The 18,650-nt window shown below is 47.5% G+C and carries 18 protein-coding genes; all 18 read right to left on the bottom strand.

The annotated features are described in order from the left end of the window. Nucleotides 1-40 precede the first annotated feature (40 nt). On the bottom strand, nt 41-1,744 hold the full coding sequence (locus GLV97_RS07710) for a proline--tRNA ligase (RefSeq protein ID WP_160840273.1): 1,704 nt from the start codon (nt 1,742-1,744) through the stop codon (nt 41-43). 87 nt (nt 1,745-1,831) lie between these two features. Then, nucleotides 1,832-3,088 carry an RIP metalloprotease RseP gene (gene rseP / locus GLV97_RS07715; RefSeq protein ID WP_160889439.1) on the bottom strand — a complete coding sequence of 419 codons (1,257 nt, stop codon included), beginning with the start codon at nt 3,086-3,088 and terminating at the stop codon, nt 1,832-1,834. A 16-nt stretch (nt 3,089-3,104) separates the two neighbouring features. Then, nucleotides 3,105-4,250 carry a 1-deoxy-D-xylulose-5-phosphate reductoisomerase gene (gene dxr / locus GLV97_RS07720; RefSeq protein ID WP_160835633.1) on the bottom strand — a complete coding sequence of 382 codons (1,146 nt, stop codon included), beginning with the start codon at nt 4,248-4,250 and terminating at the stop codon, nt 3,105-3,107. Between the two features lie 22 nt (nt 4,251-4,272). Then, complete coding sequence (locus tag GLV97_RS07725; protein WP_160889440.1) at nt 4,273-5,067, bottom strand: phosphatidate cytidylyltransferase; 795 nt, start codon at nt 5,065-5,067, stop codon at nt 4,273-4,275. Between the two features lie 15 nt (nt 5,068-5,082). Continuing rightward, nucleotides 5,083-5,850, bottom strand: a complete 768-nt coding sequence (locus GLV97_RS07730) for an isoprenyl transferase (RefSeq protein WP_160835631.1) — start codon at nt 5,848-5,850, stop codon at nt 5,083-5,085. Between the two features lie 154 nt (nt 5,851-6,004). Beyond that, entirely contained in the window at nt 6,005-6,562 is a 558-nt protein-coding gene (frr, locus tag GLV97_RS07735) for a ribosome recycling factor (protein WP_027954235.1), read from the bottom strand. Nucleotides 6,563-6,565: 3 nt separating this feature from the next. Then, a complete protein-coding gene (gene pyrH / locus GLV97_RS07740) occupies nt 6,566-7,288 on the bottom strand; it encodes a UMP kinase (RefSeq protein ID WP_160835630.1) in 723 nt (240 codons plus the stop codon). Nucleotides 7,289-7,406: 118 nt separating this feature from the next. After that, entirely contained in the window at nt 7,407-8,291 is an 885-nt protein-coding gene (tsf, locus tag GLV97_RS07745) for a translation elongation factor Ts (RefSeq protein WP_160835629.1), read from the bottom strand. 125 nt (nt 8,292-8,416) lie between these two features. Then, on the bottom strand, nt 8,417-9,154 hold the full coding sequence (rpsB, locus tag GLV97_RS07750) for a 30S ribosomal protein S2 (RefSeq protein ID WP_074734064.1): 738 nt from the start codon (nt 9,152-9,154) through the stop codon (nt 8,417-8,419). Nucleotides 9,155-9,321: 167 nt separating this feature from the next. Next, entirely contained in the window at nt 9,322-9,744 is a 423-nt protein-coding gene (locus GLV97_RS07755) for a hypothetical protein (RefSeq protein WP_160889441.1), read from the bottom strand. Nucleotides 9,745-9,783: 39 nt separating this feature from the next. After that, the gene (locus GLV97_RS07760; protein ID WP_160840269.1) at nt 9,784-10,554 is read right to left on the bottom strand and encodes a FliA/WhiG family RNA polymerase sigma factor; all 771 of its coding nucleotides are present in this window, start codon (nt 10,552-10,554) and stop codon (nt 9,784-9,786) included. A gap of 50 nt (nt 10,555-10,604) precedes the next feature. After that, nucleotides 10,605-11,135: a chemotaxis protein CheD gene (locus GLV97_RS07765; protein ID WP_160889442.1), complete on the bottom strand. Its 531-nt coding sequence runs from the start codon at nt 11,133-11,135 to the stop codon at nt 10,605-10,607. Further along, nucleotides 11,128-11,598 (bottom strand): chemotaxis protein CheW, encoded by a 471-nt coding sequence (locus tag GLV97_RS07770; RefSeq protein ID WP_160889443.1) that lies wholly within the window; start codon nt 11,596-11,598, stop codon nt 11,128-11,130. Before GLV97_RS07770 ends, GLV97_RS07765 begins: the two co-directional genes overlap by 8 nt. 13 nt (nt 11,599-11,611) lie before the next feature. Further along, entirely contained in the window at nt 11,612-13,594 is a 1,983-nt protein-coding gene (locus GLV97_RS07775; protein ID WP_160889444.1) for a chemotaxis protein CheA, read from the bottom strand. Continuing rightward, nucleotides 13,585-14,649: a chemotaxis-specific protein-glutamate methyltransferase CheB gene (locus tag GLV97_RS07780; RefSeq protein ID WP_160889445.1), complete on the bottom strand. Its 1,065-nt coding sequence runs from the start codon at nt 14,647-14,649 to the stop codon at nt 13,585-13,587. Before GLV97_RS07780 ends, GLV97_RS07775 begins: the two co-directional genes overlap by 10 nt. Continuing rightward, complete coding sequence (locus GLV97_RS07785; RefSeq protein WP_160889446.1) at nt 14,646-15,518, bottom strand: AAA family ATPase; 873 nt, start codon at nt 15,516-15,518, stop codon at nt 14,646-14,648. The genes GLV97_RS07780 and GLV97_RS07785 overlap by 4 nt, the downstream gene beginning before the upstream one ends. Then, the gene (gene flhF / locus GLV97_RS07790) at nt 15,502-16,605 is read right to left on the bottom strand and encodes a flagellar biosynthesis protein FlhF (RefSeq protein WP_160889447.1); all 1,104 of its coding nucleotides are present in this window, start codon (nt 16,603-16,605) and stop codon (nt 15,502-15,504) included. Before flhF ends, GLV97_RS07785 begins: the two co-directional genes overlap by 17 nt. Next, entirely contained in the window at nt 16,602-18,635 is a 2,034-nt protein-coding gene (flhA, locus tag GLV97_RS07795) for a flagellar biosynthesis protein FlhA (RefSeq protein ID WP_160889448.1), read from the bottom strand. Before flhA ends, flhF begins: the two co-directional genes overlap by 4 nt. Between the last annotated feature and the right edge of the window lie 15 nt (nt 18,636-18,650).

Here is an 18,650-nt window from a genome sequence, read left to right on the forward strand (position 1 = left end):
TCCTCTGATCCCAAGCAAGGGTACCTCCCGTTACAAAAAATTAAGCTTTGTACCAGTTTTTTATATAGTCAGCGATTTCTGAAGCAGAAAGTTCCTTCTGCTCTCCAGACGCTCGTTCTTTCACTTCTACAATTCCTTCGCCGGCTTGTTTTCCAACCGTAACCCGTACAGGGATTCCGAAAAGATCACTGTCCGCAAACTTCACGCCGGCTCTTTCCTTACGATCATCATATAAAACTTCAATACCGGATTCAAGCAGCTGATCATACAATTGATCAGCGAGTTCCTTCTGCTCTTCTTTCTTCGGATTCATAGAAAGAAGGTGAACCTGGAATGGAGCGATGTTGGCCGGCCAGGTAATGCCGCGTTCATCGTTGTACTGTTCCACAACAGCCGCCAGAGTCCGTGATACTCCAATCCCGTAGGAGCCCATGATCATCGTTGATGCTTTCCCCTGATCATTAAGGAATGTTGCATTCATGCGCTGGGAATAGAATTCCCCAAGCTTGAACACATGTCCAACCTCGATCCCACGGGCAAATTTAATGACTCCTTCCCCATCCGGAGATGGATCACCTTCTTGGATGAAACGGAGATCCGCATAACGGGATACTTGGAAATCCTTTTCAGGGGTAGCATTTTTATAGTGATATCCGTCTTCATTAGCACCGCAGGTAACATTAACAAGGGCTTCAACAGCTTGGTCTGCAACGACTTCCACTTCCTCCGGGACTCCTACAGGACCAAGGGAACCGAAGCCGGCACCCATCATGCGCTTCGTATCTTCCGCTGTTGCAAGCTCCACCATATCCGCATCATAGAGGTTTTTCAGTTTCACATCGTTGACTTCATGATCCCCTCTTGTTACAGCCATGACAAACTGCTCGTCCACTTTGAACAGAATCGCCTTTAAGCCTTCCTCCAATTTATGCCCGAAAAAGTCTGCGACCTCCTGCATGGTTCTGCAGTCCGGCGTTTCGACTTTCTCCATGTCCATAGGTGCTGCCGGAGACTTTTCATAAACGGCTGTTACAGGAGCCATTTCAATATTGGCAGCATAGCGGGAGGTGTCTGAATAGGCGATCACATCTTCCCCTACTTCAGAAAGAACCATGAATTCATGGGTGTCCTTCCCTCCCATGGCCCCGGAATCAGCGATGACCGCACGGAAATTCAAGCCCAGGCGGGAGAACACGTTGGAATATGCCTGGAACATCAGATCATAGGTTTCGTCAAGGCTTTCATAAGATTCGTTAAAGGAATAGGCATCCTTCATTAAAAATTCGCGGCCGCGGAGCAGACCAAAACGGGGACGTGCTTCATCACGGAATTTATTCTGAATTTGGAAGACCGTCAATGGAAGCTGCTTATAACTTTTGACTTCATGACGTACAAGGCTTGTAATGACTTCTTCATGTGTCGCTCCAAGAGCAAATTCACGGTTGTGACGGTCATTCAAACGCATCAGCTCCGAGCCGAACGTAGACCAGCGGCCGGTTTCCTTCCATAGTTCGGAAGGCTCAAGGGCAGGCATAGCCATTTCATGAGCGCCGATCTTTTCCATTTCTTCTCTTACAATATTTTCGACTTTTCTCAGCACACGCTGCCCGATTGGAAGGAAACTATAAATTCCGGAAGCAATCTGGCGTATGTAGCCGGCGCGGACTAAAAGCTGGTGGCTCTTAATGTCTGCATCAGCTGGGTTTTCTTTTAAAGTAGGAATGAACATATGACTTTGTCTCATCATCTACACCTCAATTCAATGTTAATAAAAGAAAGCCGGAAGTCCAGGTAACGCCTGTTGCCTTTAGACTTCCAGCTGTAGGATTCATCATAGGAATAAGCGTTGAATATCGTTCCATGTTACGACGAGCATTAACAGCATCAGAAGAGCAAATCCAATGAAATGGACAAGCCCTTCCTTCTGAGGGTCAATCGGCTTCCCTCTGACACCTTCCAGCCCTACAAAGATCAGACGTCCGCCGTCAAGCGCTGGGAGTGGAAGAAGGTTGACAATACCAAGGTTAATGCTCAGGATAGCCGTCCACATGACAAAGTTGGTGAACCCCGTCTGAACGACCTGGTCTGTAGCATCATAAATTCCGACTGGGCCCGAAAGCATATCAAGCGAAAACTGCCCCGTTACGAGTTTACCAAGGTTGGTCAGGATCAATCCGGCCCACTCATACGTCTGAGTGAAACCAAATGTCAGCTTGTCAGTAAGGGATTCCTCAAACGCTCTGGCTACACCTACCTGCCCAATCGTCATATCCCGATCCTCTATGGAAGCAGGGGTCACATTCATCTGTTGAACGGACCCGTCCCGTTCAACAGTCAACGTAACTTCCTCTCCGGGATGGTTTCTTATGATGGACGTGAACTCCTCCCATGTACTGACGGATTCCCCGTCCACAGCGGTCACTTCATCTCCGGCTTTGAGACCGGCCTCCTGGGCTGGTGTGCCGTTCTGAATCTCACCAAGTTTGGCTTCATCCGAAGGTACTCCTTGAATAAAACCTAAAATCATAAACAGGATAATCGCCAGGACGAAATTCATCATCGGACCGGCGAACAGCTGCATGGCGCGCTGCGGTACCGTTTTGGATGCGAACTGCCGGTTATACGGCGCAATCTGTGTTTCATTTTCATCCATGACGAACATCGCTTTTGGATCGACTTCAAAATAAAGCTTTTCGTCCTCATCCACTTCATAACCTTCGATAACCAGCCGGTGGTCAAGATCCGCTTTTTCGACTTCAATGACACGGGCTTTTGGATGCTTGGATTTATTATTCACAATGATCCGGTTCACCCTGCCCTCATCATTGAATTCCAGACCGACATGATGACCGGCTTTCAATTCTACAATTTCAGGATCTTCCCCTGCTACACGGACATAACCGCCGATAGGAAGCAGGCGGATGGTATACAAGGTTTCATTTTTCTTAAAATGATATATTTTCGGCCCAAAGCCGATGGCAAACTCACGCGCCAGCATACCTGCCCGTTTGGCAAATATGAGATGCCCCCACTCATGGACGAACACCAATAATCCGAACATGAGTATAAATGCAATCACTGTAGTCAAATGAAGCACCTTCCTTTTAATTTAAATGGAAACGGACTCTCTTCCTTGTTTCCTCATCAATAGAAATTATGGTAGACAAGTCCGGGTTATGAATCTTGTCATGTCTTTCCAACGCTTCTCCGATGTATGATTCGATTTCCAGGAAGGATATTCGGCCTTCCAAAAACATTTGAACAGCTTCTTCATTCGCTGCGTTCAGTACAGCAGGCATGGATCCGCCTGCTCTGCCCGCTTCATAGGCCATCCGCAGGCATGGAAAACGCTCCATATCCATTTTCTCAAAATGGAGAGCCGCAATTTCTTCTAAGTTCAAATGCTTCGTAATTGGAAGGTCCATCCGGTTTGGATAGGTCAAGGCATACTGAATAGGCACTTTCATATCCGGTGTCCCAAGCTGGGCTATGACATTCCGGTCTACGTACTCCACCATGGAATGAATCACGCTTTCTCTATGAAGAATAACATGAATCTGTTCATAAGGCACTTGAAAAAGCCAGTGGGCTTCAATAACTTCAAGTCCCTTATTCATCATGGAAGCTGAATCGATCGTAATTTTCGCCCCCATGCTCCAGTTGGGGTGGTTCAATGCATCTTCCACCGTCACGCCCTCCAGCTCATCTCTCGTCTTATCTCTAAAGCTGCCACCGGAAGCGGTAATGATCAGTTTTTCTATTTCTTTCCTGTTCTCACCATTTAAAGCCTGGAATATAGCGGAATGCTCACTATCTACCGGAAGCAGTTCCACCCCGTATTTTTCGGCTTCCGCCATAACGAGGTGACCGGCCGTTACGAGGGTTTCTTTATTAGCGATGGCGATTTGTTTACGAGCCTGAATGGCTTTTAATGTAGCAGGCAGACCGATACTTCCCATCACAGCGTTGACGACGACATCCACATCATCGGCAGAAGCAGCCTCAATTAAACCTTCTCTTCCGATAAGAATGTGGGAATGGTCTATTTCCCTCTGCAAACGCTGCTTTGTATCCTCATCCTGCACAACAATGACCGCTGGTTTAAATTCCTGTATAAGCGGGACGGCTTTCTCTACGTTACGGCCGAAAGCCATGCTGTACAGCGAAAATTGTTGAGGGTGGAGCCTGATGACATCCAGTGTTTGTATCCCAATAGAGCCTGTCGCCCCTAATAATGAAATGTGTTTCATGTTCTCCATCCCTTCTTGATTACTAAATAAAGTTGATTAAATGCAGAATTGGAAGAATGAATATCAAGCTGTCAAACCGGTCAAGAACACCACCGTGCCCGGGAAGGATCTTTCCGGAGTCCTTAACTGCATAATGTCTCTTGAAAGCTGATTCAACAAGATCTCCAATCTGCCCCGCAATCGATATGAGCACCGTTACAAGAAGAACGACAATCAAAGAATGCTCCAGGGGTTCAACGAGATGAAAAATAAAGGCTACAACACAGGCAAGGACCACGCCGCCGATAGAGCCTTCGATCGTTTTCTTAGGACTGATCTGCGGCCACAGTTTATGTTTTCCAAACGACCTTCCGAACAAATAGGCACCCGTATCTGTTGCCCATACGATGAATAGGGCGAACAGGATATACGGTAAGTCTGCATCCCTTGTTTCAATTAAGTAATTGAAACCCATACCGATGTAGATGGATGAAAGAAGCAGGAACCCTGCATCATCAAATGTAAACCGGTTCTTCACGAGCACGGTATAACTCAACAGGACGAGGACCGCCAGCAGAGTGATTTCCGATTTCGTTACAAGGTCATCGGAGTCCACCACATTGTCGAAGACCTCATACGGAAACATGAGCGCCCACATCAGGACAAGACCCAGACCTGCCGCGACCGAATACCGGGCAATTTTCTTCATACGTATCAGCTCCATCAGGGCGATACTGGCTACGAAATAGACAAAGGCTTTAAACGGCCATCCCCCAAGGAGAACAATCGGGATAAAAATAAGTGCTGCTACTACTGCAGTAATTGTTCTTTGTTTCATTCCTTCATTCACACCTTATACTCCGCCAAACCGACGTTTGCGATTTTGAAAATCATAAAGAGCTTTTTCGAAATGGCTCTCATTAAAGTCAGGCCAGTACACTTCTGTAAACCAGAATTCTGCATAGGCCAGCTGCCATAACAGGAAATTGCTCAAGCGCTGTTCCCCGCTTGTCCGGATCAAAAGGTCCGGCTCTATCAACTCGGACGTATACAGCTCCGAAGAAAACATTTCTTCACTGATATCCGAGGGGTCGAGAGCGCCCTCTTTCACCTTTTCTGCTATCTGCCTGACTGCATGCACCATTTCGAAACGGCTGCCGTAGTTCAGGGCAAAATTCAATACAAGTCCATCATTGTCCTTCGTTCGTTCGATCGCCTCCTGGACGGCTTTCTTCGTGTGGGGAGGCAGAACATCAAAATCGCCAATGGTACGGACCTGAACGTTTTTTTCAATCAATTCAGGCAGATATGTATTCAGGAAATCTACAGGAAGCTTCATGAGAAACTCCACTTCATTCTTTGGCCGTTTCCAGTTCTCTGTAGAGAAAGCATACAGCGTCAGCACCTGGACACCGAGGTCAGAAGCATAGCTTACAATCCTCTTCACCACTCCCATACCCTCTTTATGTCCTGCAATCCGCGGCATTCCTCTATTTTTAGCCCAGCGGCCGTTCCCGTCCATGATAATGGCCACGTGCTTCGGAAGATGAGTATGATCAAGCCCGAGCGGCTGTGCCTCTGCTTGTTTTTTTGTTTTTGCAAATGGAAACTTGATTGGCATCGTTAATCCTCCAGTCCGTGTCTTCCATCTTTCTATTATATACTAAATGCATCGTATATGCCGAGCCCTGCAGCCGGTGAAAAAAAGAAAACCGCGCTGCCAAACATCTACAGCGCGGCTTTACCACTTTATGGCATATGAGGTTAGAGAAAAATCAAACTTCCATGATTTCTTCTTCTTTTGTTTTAGCCAGTTGATCAATCTTCTCTACATTCTGGTCGGTGAGCTTCTGCACATCGTCCTGGTAGGAACGAAGATCGTCTTCTGTCAATTCGCCGTCTTTTTCAAGCTTCTTCAAACGATCGTTGGAATCGCGGCGGATGTTACGAACCTGTACTTTCGCTTCCTCCGAATACTTTCCTACTACTTTCGCAAGATCCTTACGACGCTCTTCCGTAAGTGCTGGAATGTTGATACGTACAACATTACCGTCACTGGATGGTGACAGACCGAGGTCTGCTTTAAGAATCGCTTTTTCAATCTCAGCAATCGCTGTCTTGTCATATGGAGTAATGACAAGCAGGCGTGGTTCAGGTGCAGACACCTGTGCCAGCTGATTTAATGGAGTTGCAGCACCGTAGTAATCCACGTATACGTTGTCCAGGATTGAAGGGTTCGCGCGTCCCGCTCTTACCGTGGCAAGTTGACGGGAGTAAGCTTGCACCGCTTGTTCCATTTGTTGTTTCGTTTCATTAATCACAGCTTCAGACATAATTTATTTCCCCCTCACAATGGTTCCAATATTTTCGCCCATTACGGCTTTTTTAATATTTCCATCTTCCGTAATCGAGAATACCAGTAAATCAATATCGTTGTCCATACATAATGAAGAAGCTGTTGAATCCATTACACCCAGTCCTTCATTTAAAACATCCATGTAGGAAAGCTCATCATATTTCACGGCATCCTCGTTCGTTTTCGGATCGTCTGTATAGACGCCGTCCACATTGTTTTTAGCCATCAGAATGACATCCGCTTCCACTTCGGCCGCTCTTAAAGCAGCCGTTGTATCTGTTGAGAAATACGGATTTCCTGTTCCGGCAGCAAAAATAACCACACGCTTTTTCTCCAAATGACGGATGGCTTTACGACGGATATAAGGTTCAGCCACCTGTCTCATTTCTATAGAAGTTTGGACACGGGTTGGGATCCCTAAGTTTTCAAGGCTGTCTTGAAGAGCCAGTGAGTTCATGACTGTAGCCAGCATTCCCATATAATCGGCATTTGCACGGTCCATGCCCATTTCAGCACCGACCTTGCCGCGCCAGATGTTGCCGCCTCCGACAACAACCGCTACTTCCACGCCAAGTTCAGCCACTTCCTTCACCTGACGTGACACAGATTTTATGATGCTCGGCTCAAGCCCGAATCCTGCTTTACCACTTAAGGCTTCTCCACTTAATTTTAATACAATTCTCCGATAGCGAGCAGTAGTCATAGTTACCTCCCGTGTGTTTTTCTAAAAATCGAACATGGCTGCTCATAGCATGTATATCATGTATGTAGCCTTTTTGAAAATAGGGAACACCTGCAGTGTCCCCTATGTTTCAACATCATTATTTTTTAACTTGGCTCATGACTTCGTCTGCGAAGTTTTCTTCACGTTTTTCCATACCTTCGCCGACTTCGAAACGATCGAAGTTTGTGATCTGACCGCCGGTAGAAGCAACGTACTGCTTCACTTTCTGGTCCGGATCTTTTACGAAGCTCTGGTCAAGCAGGCAGATTTCCTCGAAGAACTTGTTCAAACGGCCTTCCACCATTTTTTCAACGATGTTTTCAGGCTTGCCTTCGTTCAAGGCCTGCGTTTTAAGAAGTTCACGCTCTTTTTCCGCTTCCTCTTGAGGAATTTCGTCACGGGAAACATAACGAGGGTTTACAGCAGCTACGTGCATCGCTACGTCTTTTGCAGCAGCTTCATCCGTAGAACCTTCAAGTACAGTCAATACGCCGATGCTTCCGCCCATGTGGATGTAGGCACCAAATGCGTCGTTGTCTGTTTTCTCTTTGAGTGTGAAGCGGCGGAGGGAGATTTTCTCTCCGATTTTCGCTACGCGCTCTGTAATGTATGTGCTTAGTGTTTCGCCTTCACCATGAAGCTTCTGCTCAAGTGCTTCTTCAACAGTTGCAGGTTTTTGGGAAACAAGGTGCTGACCAAGATCTTTTAGAAGTTCTTTGAACTGGTCGTTCTTCGTAACGAAGTCTGTTTCACAGTTCACTTCGAAAAGAACAGCCGTGTTACCGGAGATTTCAATTGCTGCAGAACCTTCTGCTGCAATACGGTCTGCTTTCTTAGCCGCTTTGGAAATCCCTTTCTCACGAAGCCATTCGATCGCTTTGTCCATGTCACCATCAGTTTCAGTCAGTGCTTTCTTACAATCCATCATTCCAGCACCTGTTTTTTCACGTAGTTCTTTTACCATCTTTGCATTTACAGCCATTGTGAAAGCCTCCTTTTTAATGTACAAGGTTAAACAGCCCGGCCACATACCGGAACTGGTTGAATAAAAGGAAATCTTTAAAAAAGGTGATAAAGGTATACCCCCTTATCACCTTTAGACCCTTCTTACTCCTGAGCAGCTTCTACAGCAGCTTCAGTTTCTTCAGTTGTTTCTGTTTCTTCCCCCTGCTTCGCTTCAAGGACAGCGTCAGCCATCTTGGAAGTAAGCAGTTTGACAGCACGGATTGCGTCATCGTTTGCAGGGATGACATAATCGATTTCGTCAGGGTCACAGTTCGTATCAACGATACCGACAACTGGGATATTCAATTTATGAGCTTCAGCAATCGCGATGCGCTCTTTACGAGGATCGATCACGAACATTGCATCCGGAAGGCTCTTCATTTCTTTAATACCGCCTAGGAATTTAACAAGACGATCTTTTTCTTTAAGCATATCAACGACTTCTTTTTTAGGAAGTACGTCGAAAGTACCGTCTTCTTCCATACGCTCGATATCTTTCAAACGATTAATACGTTTGCGGATGGTTTCAAAGTTTGTAAGGGTACCGCCCAACCAGCGTTGGTTGATGTAGTACATACCACAGCGGGTAGCCTCATCACGTACAGTATCCTGTGCTTGTTTCTTCGTACCTACGAAAAGAATGTTACCGCCGTCAGCAGCGACCTCTTTCACATAGTTGAATGCTTCATCAACTTTCTTCACTGTTTTCTGAAGGTCGATGATGTAGATGCCGTTACGCTCCGTGAAGATGTATTTCTTCATCTTCGGGTTCCAACGACGAGTTTGGTGTCCAAAGTGAACACCAGCTTCTAGAAGCTGTTTCATAGAAATTACAGACATGTTTGTTCCTCCTGTTTTGGTTTTTTTAGTATCCTCCGCCCTTTTCATTTCCTTCCTGTGAACTCCGTATCGGAGCAACCTCACAAGCGGATCCAAAGGCGTGTGTATTGACACCGTCAGTAAATATACCACAAAGGTAATGATCGTTCAAGTTTTTTTCAGCATTTTTACCGGTTAAACTTATACATCAGTTCGATTTCGGTTTTTCCTTTATTTAATGCCCGGGCCGCTTCCTCTGCTGACCACCCGTTCTTCTTCATTTCCATCACTTTGGAATGAAGGGAGGGCTGATAGTCATCGACGGATGGATCTGGAACGGGAGGCACATACATGCTGTATTTTTCTTCATCCCCGCCCTCTCCGGACACCTGCTCTGTTACGGAGCTGGAAGAAGCCCAGGCCTCCATACGCTTATTCTCTTCTTTAATCTCATACAAATAAGAGGAAAACAAGTCTTCAATCTCAGAAGCTACCTGCTCCTGTCTTCGTTCGAGTTCTTCTGTCCGGCGGATTTTTTTCATCATAATCATAAGACCCAATAAAATCAAACCGTCAACAAGAAAACTGACCACTAATAGGAATGAAGTCAACGATGATCCGCCTTTCGCCCGCAGCCTCCCCCTTTTTTATTAGAGGACACTCTGGAGAGACTGCTTTAGTTTATAGATCGCTTTTGCATGAATCTGTGAAATCCGGGAAGTCGTTAAATTTAACACGTGGCCGATTTCTGTAAGTGTCAGCTCTTCCTTATAGAAAAGACTGATGACCAGCTTCTCTTTTTCCTTCAGCTGTTCAATCTGATCAGCCAGTTCTTCGTAGTCTTCCTGTCTAATAAGAGAGGCGTCCGGAGACCCCGTCTCCTCATCAGGAATGGAGTATCCGATTCCCTCTTTGTGGTCGTCTCCGCTATCTTTGGGCTTCTCTTCCATAGAGAGGACATTGGCAAACAAGGAATCTTTGACGGCCGCTTCCACTTCCCGGGCGGTCAGGCCTGCGGCTTCAGCAACTTCCTTGGATGACACCGGCCGCTGCAGCCTCTGTTCGAGCTGCTCTGTGACCTGTTCGATTTTTTTAGCCCGGTCCCTTACCGAACGTGGGAGCCAGTCTTCCTTTCTTAACCCATCAATAATAGAACCACGGATTCGGAAGGAGGCATATGTATCGAATTTTAAATCACGGGATCGGTCAAATTTTTTCAATGCATCATAAAGGCCCAGCATTCCGAGACTTCTTACATCATCTTTGCTCACGTTTTTCGGTAAATGAGCCGCGATCCGGTGGACGTGATAATTCACCAGGTAATCGTAAAGCTGGACAAGCTGGTTTGCTGCCTCACCGTCTCTTTCATTCGTCCATAAATTCCACCACTGCTGTTCCTGAGAAGATAAACCACCTGTCATTTTCATCCTCCCCGCATTTTTTCTTTATTCAATGAACCGGTCGGAAGCTCTCATAGTTGAAGTTCGCTGCCACCGGTTTTTATAATCATTTGACTGGTTTCTACATTAAATAAGATGGATCTTCCATTCCGTCCACCGGTATCTTCGGCGATGACAGGGATGCCGTGTGAAGAAAGGCGGTGCTTGACCGCCCTTACATTCCGCTCTCCTATCCGGATCAGCCTGCTACGGACTTTAACCGAAAGCATATGAGCGCCTCCCGCAATTTTTGCTTTCAAATTTCCGGGGCAGCATCCTTTATCAATGAGATGAGCGACAAGGTCATCGACAGCTGGATCCGCATACTTCCACCGGTTAACGCAGCCATGGACTGCGGTATGGACCTCCGGAAGCATGATATGAATCATACCGGCCGCCCCTTTCCCGTCATACAGGATAACCCCGACGCAGGAGCCAAGTCCTGTTGTTTTTAACACGGTTTCCCTGCCTGCTGCAGCCATTTGTCCGATTCCGACCCTCACGTACTTTTTCTGAAGACCCTCCGGTTGAGTCTGTTCCAGGCCTCCAGAAGAATTAACCATGCATTCGTTCCAAGTGCAGCACATCTTCTTCAGCCAGTACTTTTTCTAAATTCAACAGGATAAACAGCCGGCCCTCCACGTTGGCCACCCCTTGGATATAATCGGCCTCTACCGTGCCGACCACTTCTGGAGGGGGCTCCACTGCATCGTTTTCAAGATCCAGCACATCGTTGGCAGCGTCTACAATTAAACCAACGTTCATGTCAGCGACCGTCACCGTAATGATCCGGGTCTGTTCGGTTTCAGGGAAAGGTTCAAATCCGAACCTCTCCCGCAGATCAATCACAGGAGTGACAACCCCTCTTAAATTGATGACCCCTTTTACGAAAGGTTGAGCACCCGGAACTCGCGTAATCGGCACCATTCTTTCAATCGACCCCACAGTCTGGACCGGGAGTGTATACTCTTCATCCTGAATTTGAAAAACGATGACCTTCTGCGTATGCTCTTTTTGTTCTGTCATACAATCCCTCCTGTTACTTGATTAACGCATTGCTGTCCAGGATCAATGCCACCTGTCCATCGCCGAGGATCGTGGCACCGGAAATCGCAAAGGCTCCGGAAAGATAGTCACCGAGAGATTTCAAAACCACTTCCTGCTGACCAATAAATGAATGAACCACCAGCGCCGCCATTTTTTCACCCCTGCGGACAATGACAACAGAATAATCATCCTTTTCCTCCAACTCCACGGGTACCTGGAGAAGTTCCGTTAAAAAAATAAGGGGAATGACTCGGCCACGGAAATCCATCACTTTTCTGTTGTGGGCATTCATAAGATCTTCTTTCTTCACGACAGCGGTTTCTATAATAGAAGAAAGCGGGATGGCGTACGTTTCTTTCTGGACCTCCACAAGCATGACAGAAATAATGGAGAGGGTGAGTGGAAGCTGAATGGAGAACCGGCTGCCTTCTCCATATTCCGACTCAATGGTGATGATCCCTCCGAGAGATTCAATGGTGCTCTTTACAACATCCAGTCCAACGCCACGGCCCGAAATATCCGAAATTTGGTCCGCAGTGGAAAAACCACTTTCCATTATTAAATCAAACACCTGGGAATCCGACATCGTCTCGGCCTGCTCTTGTGTAACGAGTTGATTTTTCACAGCTTTGCCGGCCACTTTCGTGCGGTCGATGCCCGCTCCGTCATCGGTTATTTCAATGAACACATGGTTGCCGCTGTGATAGGCTTTTAATTCAATCTGCCCGACCGCCGGTTTCCCTTTGGACTCACGCACTTCAGGACTTTCTATCCCGTGATCCACCGCATTCCTGATTAAATGGACGAGGGGATCACCAATTTCATCTATGACGGTACGATCCAGTTCTGTCTCTGCTCCTGAAATGGTTAATTCCAGACGTTTATGTAAGTCCTTCGACAGCTGCCGTACCATGCGGGGGAACCTGTTAAACACCTGCTCCACAGGAACCATCCGCATGTTTAAAATGATGCTCTGGAGGTCGCTGGATGTTCTCGTCATATGCTCCACCGTCTCCTGTAGATCCTGATGTGCAAGGTCTGAAGAAATCTGCTCCAGGCGCCCCCGGTCAATCACCAGTTCCTCAAACAGGTTCATTAGAGCATCCAGACGTTCTATATTGACCCGGATGGTACGTCCTCTGGGTGTTGATTTTTTTGTTTTTTGAGCGGACTCATCCGATATTTCTGCTTGAGACTGAACCTGAGGCCCTTCCGGCGGTTGAGTTTCTTTTTCCTTAAAAGGTTCAACGTGAACGTAATCCACCTCGGATACCTTTTCAATTGCAGTCTTGATACCTTCCGCTGATTCCTGCGTGATTAGAAGTACCGTAAAGCTGCTTTCGAATTCCTCATTCTCAAGGCTTTCCACCGGCGGTGCAGCATGGACGACCTCCCCCGCTTGTTCAAGAACTTCAAAAATCATGTAGACTCTTGCGGCTTTTAACAGGCAGTCATTTCGGAGGTGTGTGTGAACCAGCAGGGGATGACTCCCGGACTCCTCCGCCATCTTGATCACATTTTTTGTATAATCATCCAGGAACAGTTCCGGCTTTCGTTCATTACCGGCACTTGTCGTGGTTTTTGGAGACTGCTGCCCACCGCTTTCAACCGCCTCAAGCATTCGGACAGCTTCTTCTACATTCCGCTCCCCGTCACCTCCATCCACGATATCGAGGACCATCGCTTCCAGATCATCGACCGCATGAAAAACGATATCCAACACACCTTCATCCACAAGAAGCTGTTCGTTTCTTACGGCATCCAGCACATTCTCCATCTTGTGGGTCAGGTCCGACAAATCCTGATATCCCATAGTAGCCGACATTCCTTTTAAGGTATGGGCGGAGCGAAAAATTTCATTGACTATGGTAAGGTCCCGGGGGTTCTTTTCCAGGGTAAGCAGATGATCGTTGATGGCTTGGAGATGCTCTTTACTTTCATCGATAAATACTTCTATATACTGATTCATTTCCATTCTTCCACCCCTTCCTGGTTCTGAAGCGCGCGTACGATAGCAGCACTTATGTTTGTAACGCCGGTTACTTCATCAGCCATCCCTGATTTGACGACGGCTTTGGGCATACCATAGACGACACAGGATTGTGCAGATTCTGCGATCGTATAGGTTGGGCAGCTGCTGCGAAGCTGAATCATGCCTTCCAGACCATCGGTTCCCATCCCGGTCATGACCACAGCTGTAACCATCCACCCTCGTACAGCGGCGAGCGATTGAAACAACGTATTGACAGACGGCCGGTGTCCACTCACGGGTGGTTGGTCGTTTAAGTGTAGATAAAGCCTTTCCCCTTTCTGCACAACCGTCATATGTGTACCTCCAGGGGCAATATAGGCTACACCATTTTTCAATTCTTCCTCATGCGCGCCCTCTTTTACTTTGATGGAAGAAAGTTTATCAAGACGATCAGCCAGAGCTTTTGTAAACCCTGGCGGCATATGCTGGACGATGACAAGAGGCGCAGGTAATTTTTCCGGAAGGGTGGCGAGAACCTCCTTAAGGGCTCGCGGCCCTCCCGTGGACGTACCTACAGCTATCACCCTTTTCGTCCCTTTTTGGAATACAGGTATCCGGGGATAAACAGGGGTGTGACGACGGGCCAGCACGCCTGTATCAGCTTCTGCTGCTCCTTTCACTTTCCTGACGATTTCTGCCTCTACCCTGGCCATATCCAGAGAAACAGCTCCCGAAGGTTTTGGTATAAAATCCACTGCACCAAGTTCCATGGCTTTCAAGGTACTCTCTGTACCGTCTTTCGTGAGGCTTGACACCATAACGACAGGGAGAGGATTCTCCTCCATAATTCTCTCCAGAGTGGAAAGACCGTCCATGACAGGCATTTCCACATCCATGGTAATCACATCCGGCTGAACCTGCTTCAGCTTTCGCAGACAATCCCTCCCATTCCGGGCGGCTCCCACAACCGTCAGCCGCTGGTCCTGTTGAAGAATGTCACTCAACACCCGCCTCATAAAAGCAGAATCATCGACAATCAAGACCTTGATTTCTTTCACGTTACGTCCCCCTTCCACACCAGCCGTTTCAACTTTTCTAAAAAACCCGGCTGCTCTCTATGGGCGGCAGGTGCCGAACGGTTTAAAAACCGGTCAGTGATCTGACCGAGAGCCCGACTTGCTTTCCCTTTAGGAGCATGGATAAGGAAAGGAACCTGGTTTACAACGGCCTCGAAGACGTATCGATCTTCAAGCACTACACCCAGTTTTTGTGTTTCAACATGTAAAAATCTATGGGCAGCCTCCTGCATACGTGTCATAGTGAGTTCACCGGACTGTTTCGTTTGCGCCCGATTAACGATTAATGAAAAAGGGAGATGAGAGTTTTGGAAGACGAGATGCTTCATTAGTGCGTACGCATCAGTAACAGCAGTGGGCTCCGGGGTGGTTACAACAATCACTTCATCTGCGGCAAGCAGCCAAGCCCGGCTTTTCTCCGTCATTCCGGCCCCTATATCCAGAAGAATGACATCGTACTCCTTCGATACGTCTTCCAGCTGTTGATTAAAATACTCAAAGTCCTCTGCGTTCATTTCGAGAAGCTCTGTCATACCGGATCCGCCGGCAGCAAATTCCAGGCCAGCCGGCCCTTGTTCAATAATTTGTTGAAATGTCAACCGGTGATGGATGAGGTCCGGTAAACTGGACGTCGATGTTCTCCCTAATAGAATATCCACATTCCCCATACCGACGTCCATATCCAGGACCAACACTCTTTTTCCGGAGCGGCACAAGGATAATGCGAAATTAATCGTAATATTTGATTTCCCGACGCCTCCCTTTCCACTGGCAACCGCCAGCACCTGGGCCGGTGCATGTGTTCCCCGGGAAAGCATACGGGCTCGAAGAATATCAGCTTGATCCTTCATCGGTGTACCCCTTCATAAGCCGGGAGGCGATATTCCCTGCAGAAACGGTTTGAATATCATCCGGAACGTCCTGTCCATTCGTGATATAAGCCGCGCCCAGTCTTTTCTCAAGCATGAGATTGACAGCATCCGCCATCGTTGATGTTTCATCTTCCTTTGTAAAAATGATCTTCCCTAGAGGCAGTGAGGAAAAATTCTCGTAAATGGTCTGCATATCCACATATTTACTTGTTAAAGATAAGACAAGAAAATAATCGGCTTCCTCTTCAAAATCAATGATTTCCTGAAGGTCTTTAATAAACGTGTGATTTCGGTAATTCCGCCCCGCCGTATCGATGAAAACGAGATCAACGCCTTTCAGGTTTTCCTTAGCCTTCCTGTAATCGTCCATGTTGTAGGCCACTTCCACCGGCGCCTGGAGGATACCAGCGTAGGTCTTCAACTGCTCCACCGCACCAATCCTGTAAGTATCTGTAGTAATGAATCCTACGGTCCATCCCTTATTCAAAACTGCATCTCCGGCCAGTTTGGCAAGGGTCGTCGTCTTTCCGACTCCTGTCGGTCCGAACAAATGGACATATCGTTTTTGGAAGACGTGTCCGAATGGGAGCTCTTCCATCATAACCGTTAACTCTTCCACGGCTGTCTTTTTGATCTCTTCTTTTCTGCTTAAAGGTTCATACTTTTCATCGATGGAAGACAGGAGATTCTGAACATGTACCTCTTTCAACCCCCGGCTTGTTAAATACCGTGCTAACTGGTCCATCTTTGGGGACAAAGGATGACTCTCCGGTGCATCTTTTTGAAGCAGTGCTTTTACATGGGAAAGTTCATCAAGAATCTTTTGCTGCCCACCATTATTCTCCGCATTCGGCAGAGGCACAGGGCGCTGCGGTTTCTTTCGTTCAACGTGAACATCCGGGTCCATACCAGCAACCACCTCTGTCATTTCTTTTTTAAACAATCCTAGAAAGCCCCCGTGCTTAATGACTTTGGAGCTTAAGATCAACGCATCCGCCCCAAAGTCACTTCTCACCTTTGCCATAGCTTCCGGCATCGACGCTCCGTGAAACTTCTTTATTTTCACGATACATTCACCACCCCGACACTCTGAACTTCTGCACCTGGATCTAATTCATTGTAGGAAAGTACGACGACCTGTGGGAGCGCGCGGTCCAACAGCTGCTTCATGTACATGCGCACAGCCGGCGAACAGAGAAGAACAGCCGTCTCCTCCTGAAGCGTCACCCGCTCCACCTGCTCAGCAGTAGACCAGAGGACCGCCTGCTGCTTTTCAGGGTCAAGAGTAAGGTAGCTGCCATGCTCCGTCTGCTTAATATGGTCGGCGACCAGCTTCTCCACCTGACCGGAAACGGTTATCACTTTCATCTGGTCCCTCTCCCCTTTAAACTGATTCGTGATTTGTGCCGAGAGAGACTGGCGGACATACTCACCAAGCAGGTCTGTATCGTTGGTCATCTTTGCAAAATCAGCCAGCGTTTCAAAGATGACCGGCAGATTCTTAATCGAAATGTTTTCACGCAGCAGCTTAGCCAGCACTTTTTGGACTTCTCCGACACTAAGTGGATCTGGAGTGACTTCCTGAACCAGTATCGGATAGGATTCCTTCAAATGATTGATCAGCTGCTGGGTTTCCTGGCGGCCGAGAAGCGCATGGGCGTGCCGTTTGATCACTTCTGTGATGTGAGTGGAAACGACAGAGGGAGGATCGACAACCGTGTACCCTGACAATTCCGCTTCATCCTTCATGTCTCCGGAAATCCATTTGGCCGGGAGTCCGAATGCAGGCTCCTGTGTATCGATGCCGTCGATTCCGTCATCTTCATCGCCGGGACTCATAGCCAGATAATGGTCCAGCAGAAGCTCTCCACCGGCCACCTGGTTCCCTTTAATTTTCAGACGGTATTCGTTCGGACTGAGCTGAATGTTATCCCGGATACGTACAACTGGAATCACAAGGCCGAGTTCGATGGCAAGCTGCCGCCGGATCATCACGATTCTGTCAAGCAGATCTCCCCCTTGACTTGTATCAGCAATAGGAATTAAGGCATAACCGAACTCAAATTCTATGGGGTCCATAGTGATGAGATCAACAACATTTTCCGGAGAGCGCATCTGCTCCCCTTCGGCTTCATCTGTCTCTTCCGGTTCATCTGTTTCCTGATTTCCAGACTGCCTCGAAAGACGATAGCCTCCAAACGCCAGTACGCCGGCAATCAGACTTGTTAAGAGAATCGGAATCGGCGTCAGACCGAGAAGGAATATGGTAGCTGCTGCGATATACAGAAGCTTTGGATAGCGGAGCAGCTGACTGGTCACGTCTGTGCTCAAATTCCCCTCTGATGCGACTCTTGTGACAACAATCCCGGTCGCCGTGGATATGAGCAGGGCAGGAATCTGACTGACAAGTCCGTCACCGACGGTCAGGCGCATATAGGTATCGATGGCTTCATTAAAGGACATGCCCATTTGAACCATTCCAATAATCAATCCAAAAATGATGTTGATCATAACGATGATAATTCCTGCGATGGCATCTCCTTTCACGAATTTACTGGCCCCATCCATGGCTCCGTAAAAATCGGCCTCATTCTCAATCTTCCCTCGCCTTTCCTTTGCCTGATGTTCATTAATCATGCCTGCGTTCAGGTCGGCGTCAATACTCATCTGTTTGCCCGGCATCGCATCAAGGGTGAAGCGGGCGGCCACTTCGGACACACGTTCCGCTCCTTTGGTAATAACTAAAAATTGGATAATGACCAGAATGATGAAGACGACAAAACCAACGAGCGGGTTTCCACCAATGACAAATGTTCCGAATGTTGCTACAACACCACCTGCTTCCGCCTCGGAGAGGATGGAACGTGTCGTCGATACATTCAATCCAAGACGGAACAACGTAAGCAGCAGGAGAAGGGTCGGGAACACAGCAAACTGCAGCGCCTCATCCATATTCATGGATACTAAAATAACAATAAGAGCAAGTGTAATATTAATAAGGATAAAAAAACTGAGGAGCCACCCTGGTAAAGGGATAACGAGCATAATGATGATTAAAATTACACCTAACAGGACAGATAAATCTCTTGGTGACATAAGGGCCCTCCTTTC

Source organism: Halobacillus litoralis (assembly GCF_009856355.1).
Taxonomy (GTDB): domain Bacteria; phylum Bacillota; class Bacilli; order Bacillales; family Halobacillaceae; genus Halobacillus; species Halobacillus litoralis_B.

Coding starts and splice junctions, on each gene's coding strand:
- GLV97_RS07710 (WP_160840273.1), bottom strand. CDS start 1,744: ATGAGACAAAGTCATATGTTCATTCCTACTTTAAAAGAAAACCCAGCT.
- dxr (WP_160835633.1), bottom strand. CDS start 4,250: ATGAAACACATTTCATTATTAGGGGCGACAGGCTCTATTGGGATACAA.
- GLV97_RS07725 (WP_160889440.1), bottom strand. CDS start 5,067: ATGAAACAAAGAACAATTACTGCAGTAGTAGCAGCACTTATTTTTATC.
- GLV97_RS07730 (WP_160835631.1), bottom strand. CDS start 5,850: ATGCCAATCAAGTTTCCATTTGCAAAAACAAAAAAACAAGCAGAGGCA.
- frr (WP_027954235.1), bottom strand. CDS start 6,562: ATGTCTGAAGCTGTGATTAATGAAACGAAACAACAAATGGAACAAGCG.
- pyrH (WP_160835630.1), bottom strand. CDS start 7,288: ATGACTACTGCTCGCTATCGGAGAATTGTATTAAAATTAAGTGGAGAA.
- tsf (WP_160835629.1), bottom strand. CDS start 8,291: ATGGCTGTAAATGCAAAGATGGTAAAAGAACTACGTGAAAAAACAGGT.
- rpsB (WP_074734064.1), bottom strand. CDS start 9,154: ATGTCTGTAATTTCTATGAAACAGCTTCTAGAAGCTGGTGTTCACTTT.
- GLV97_RS07760 (WP_160840269.1), bottom strand. CDS start 10,554: ATGACAGGTGGTTTATCTTCTCAGGAACAGCAGTGGTGGAATTTATGG.
- GLV97_RS07765 (WP_160889442.1), bottom strand. CDS start 11,135: ATGGTTAATTCTTCTGGAGGCCTGGAACAGACTCAACCGGAGGGTCTT.
- GLV97_RS07770 (WP_160889443.1), bottom strand. CDS start 11,598: ATGACAGAACAAAAAGAGCATACGCAGAAGGTCATCGTTTTTCAAATT.
- GLV97_RS07775 (WP_160889444.1), bottom strand. CDS start 13,594: ATGGAAATGAATCAGTATATAGAAGTATTTATCGATGAAAGTAAAGAG.
- GLV97_RS07785 (WP_160889446.1), bottom strand. CDS start 15,518: ATGAAGGATCAAGCTGATATTCTTCGAGCCCGTATGCTTTCCCGGGGA.
- flhA (WP_160889448.1), bottom strand. CDS start 18,635: ATGTCACCAAGAGATTTATCTGTCCTGTTAGGTGTAATTTTAATCATC.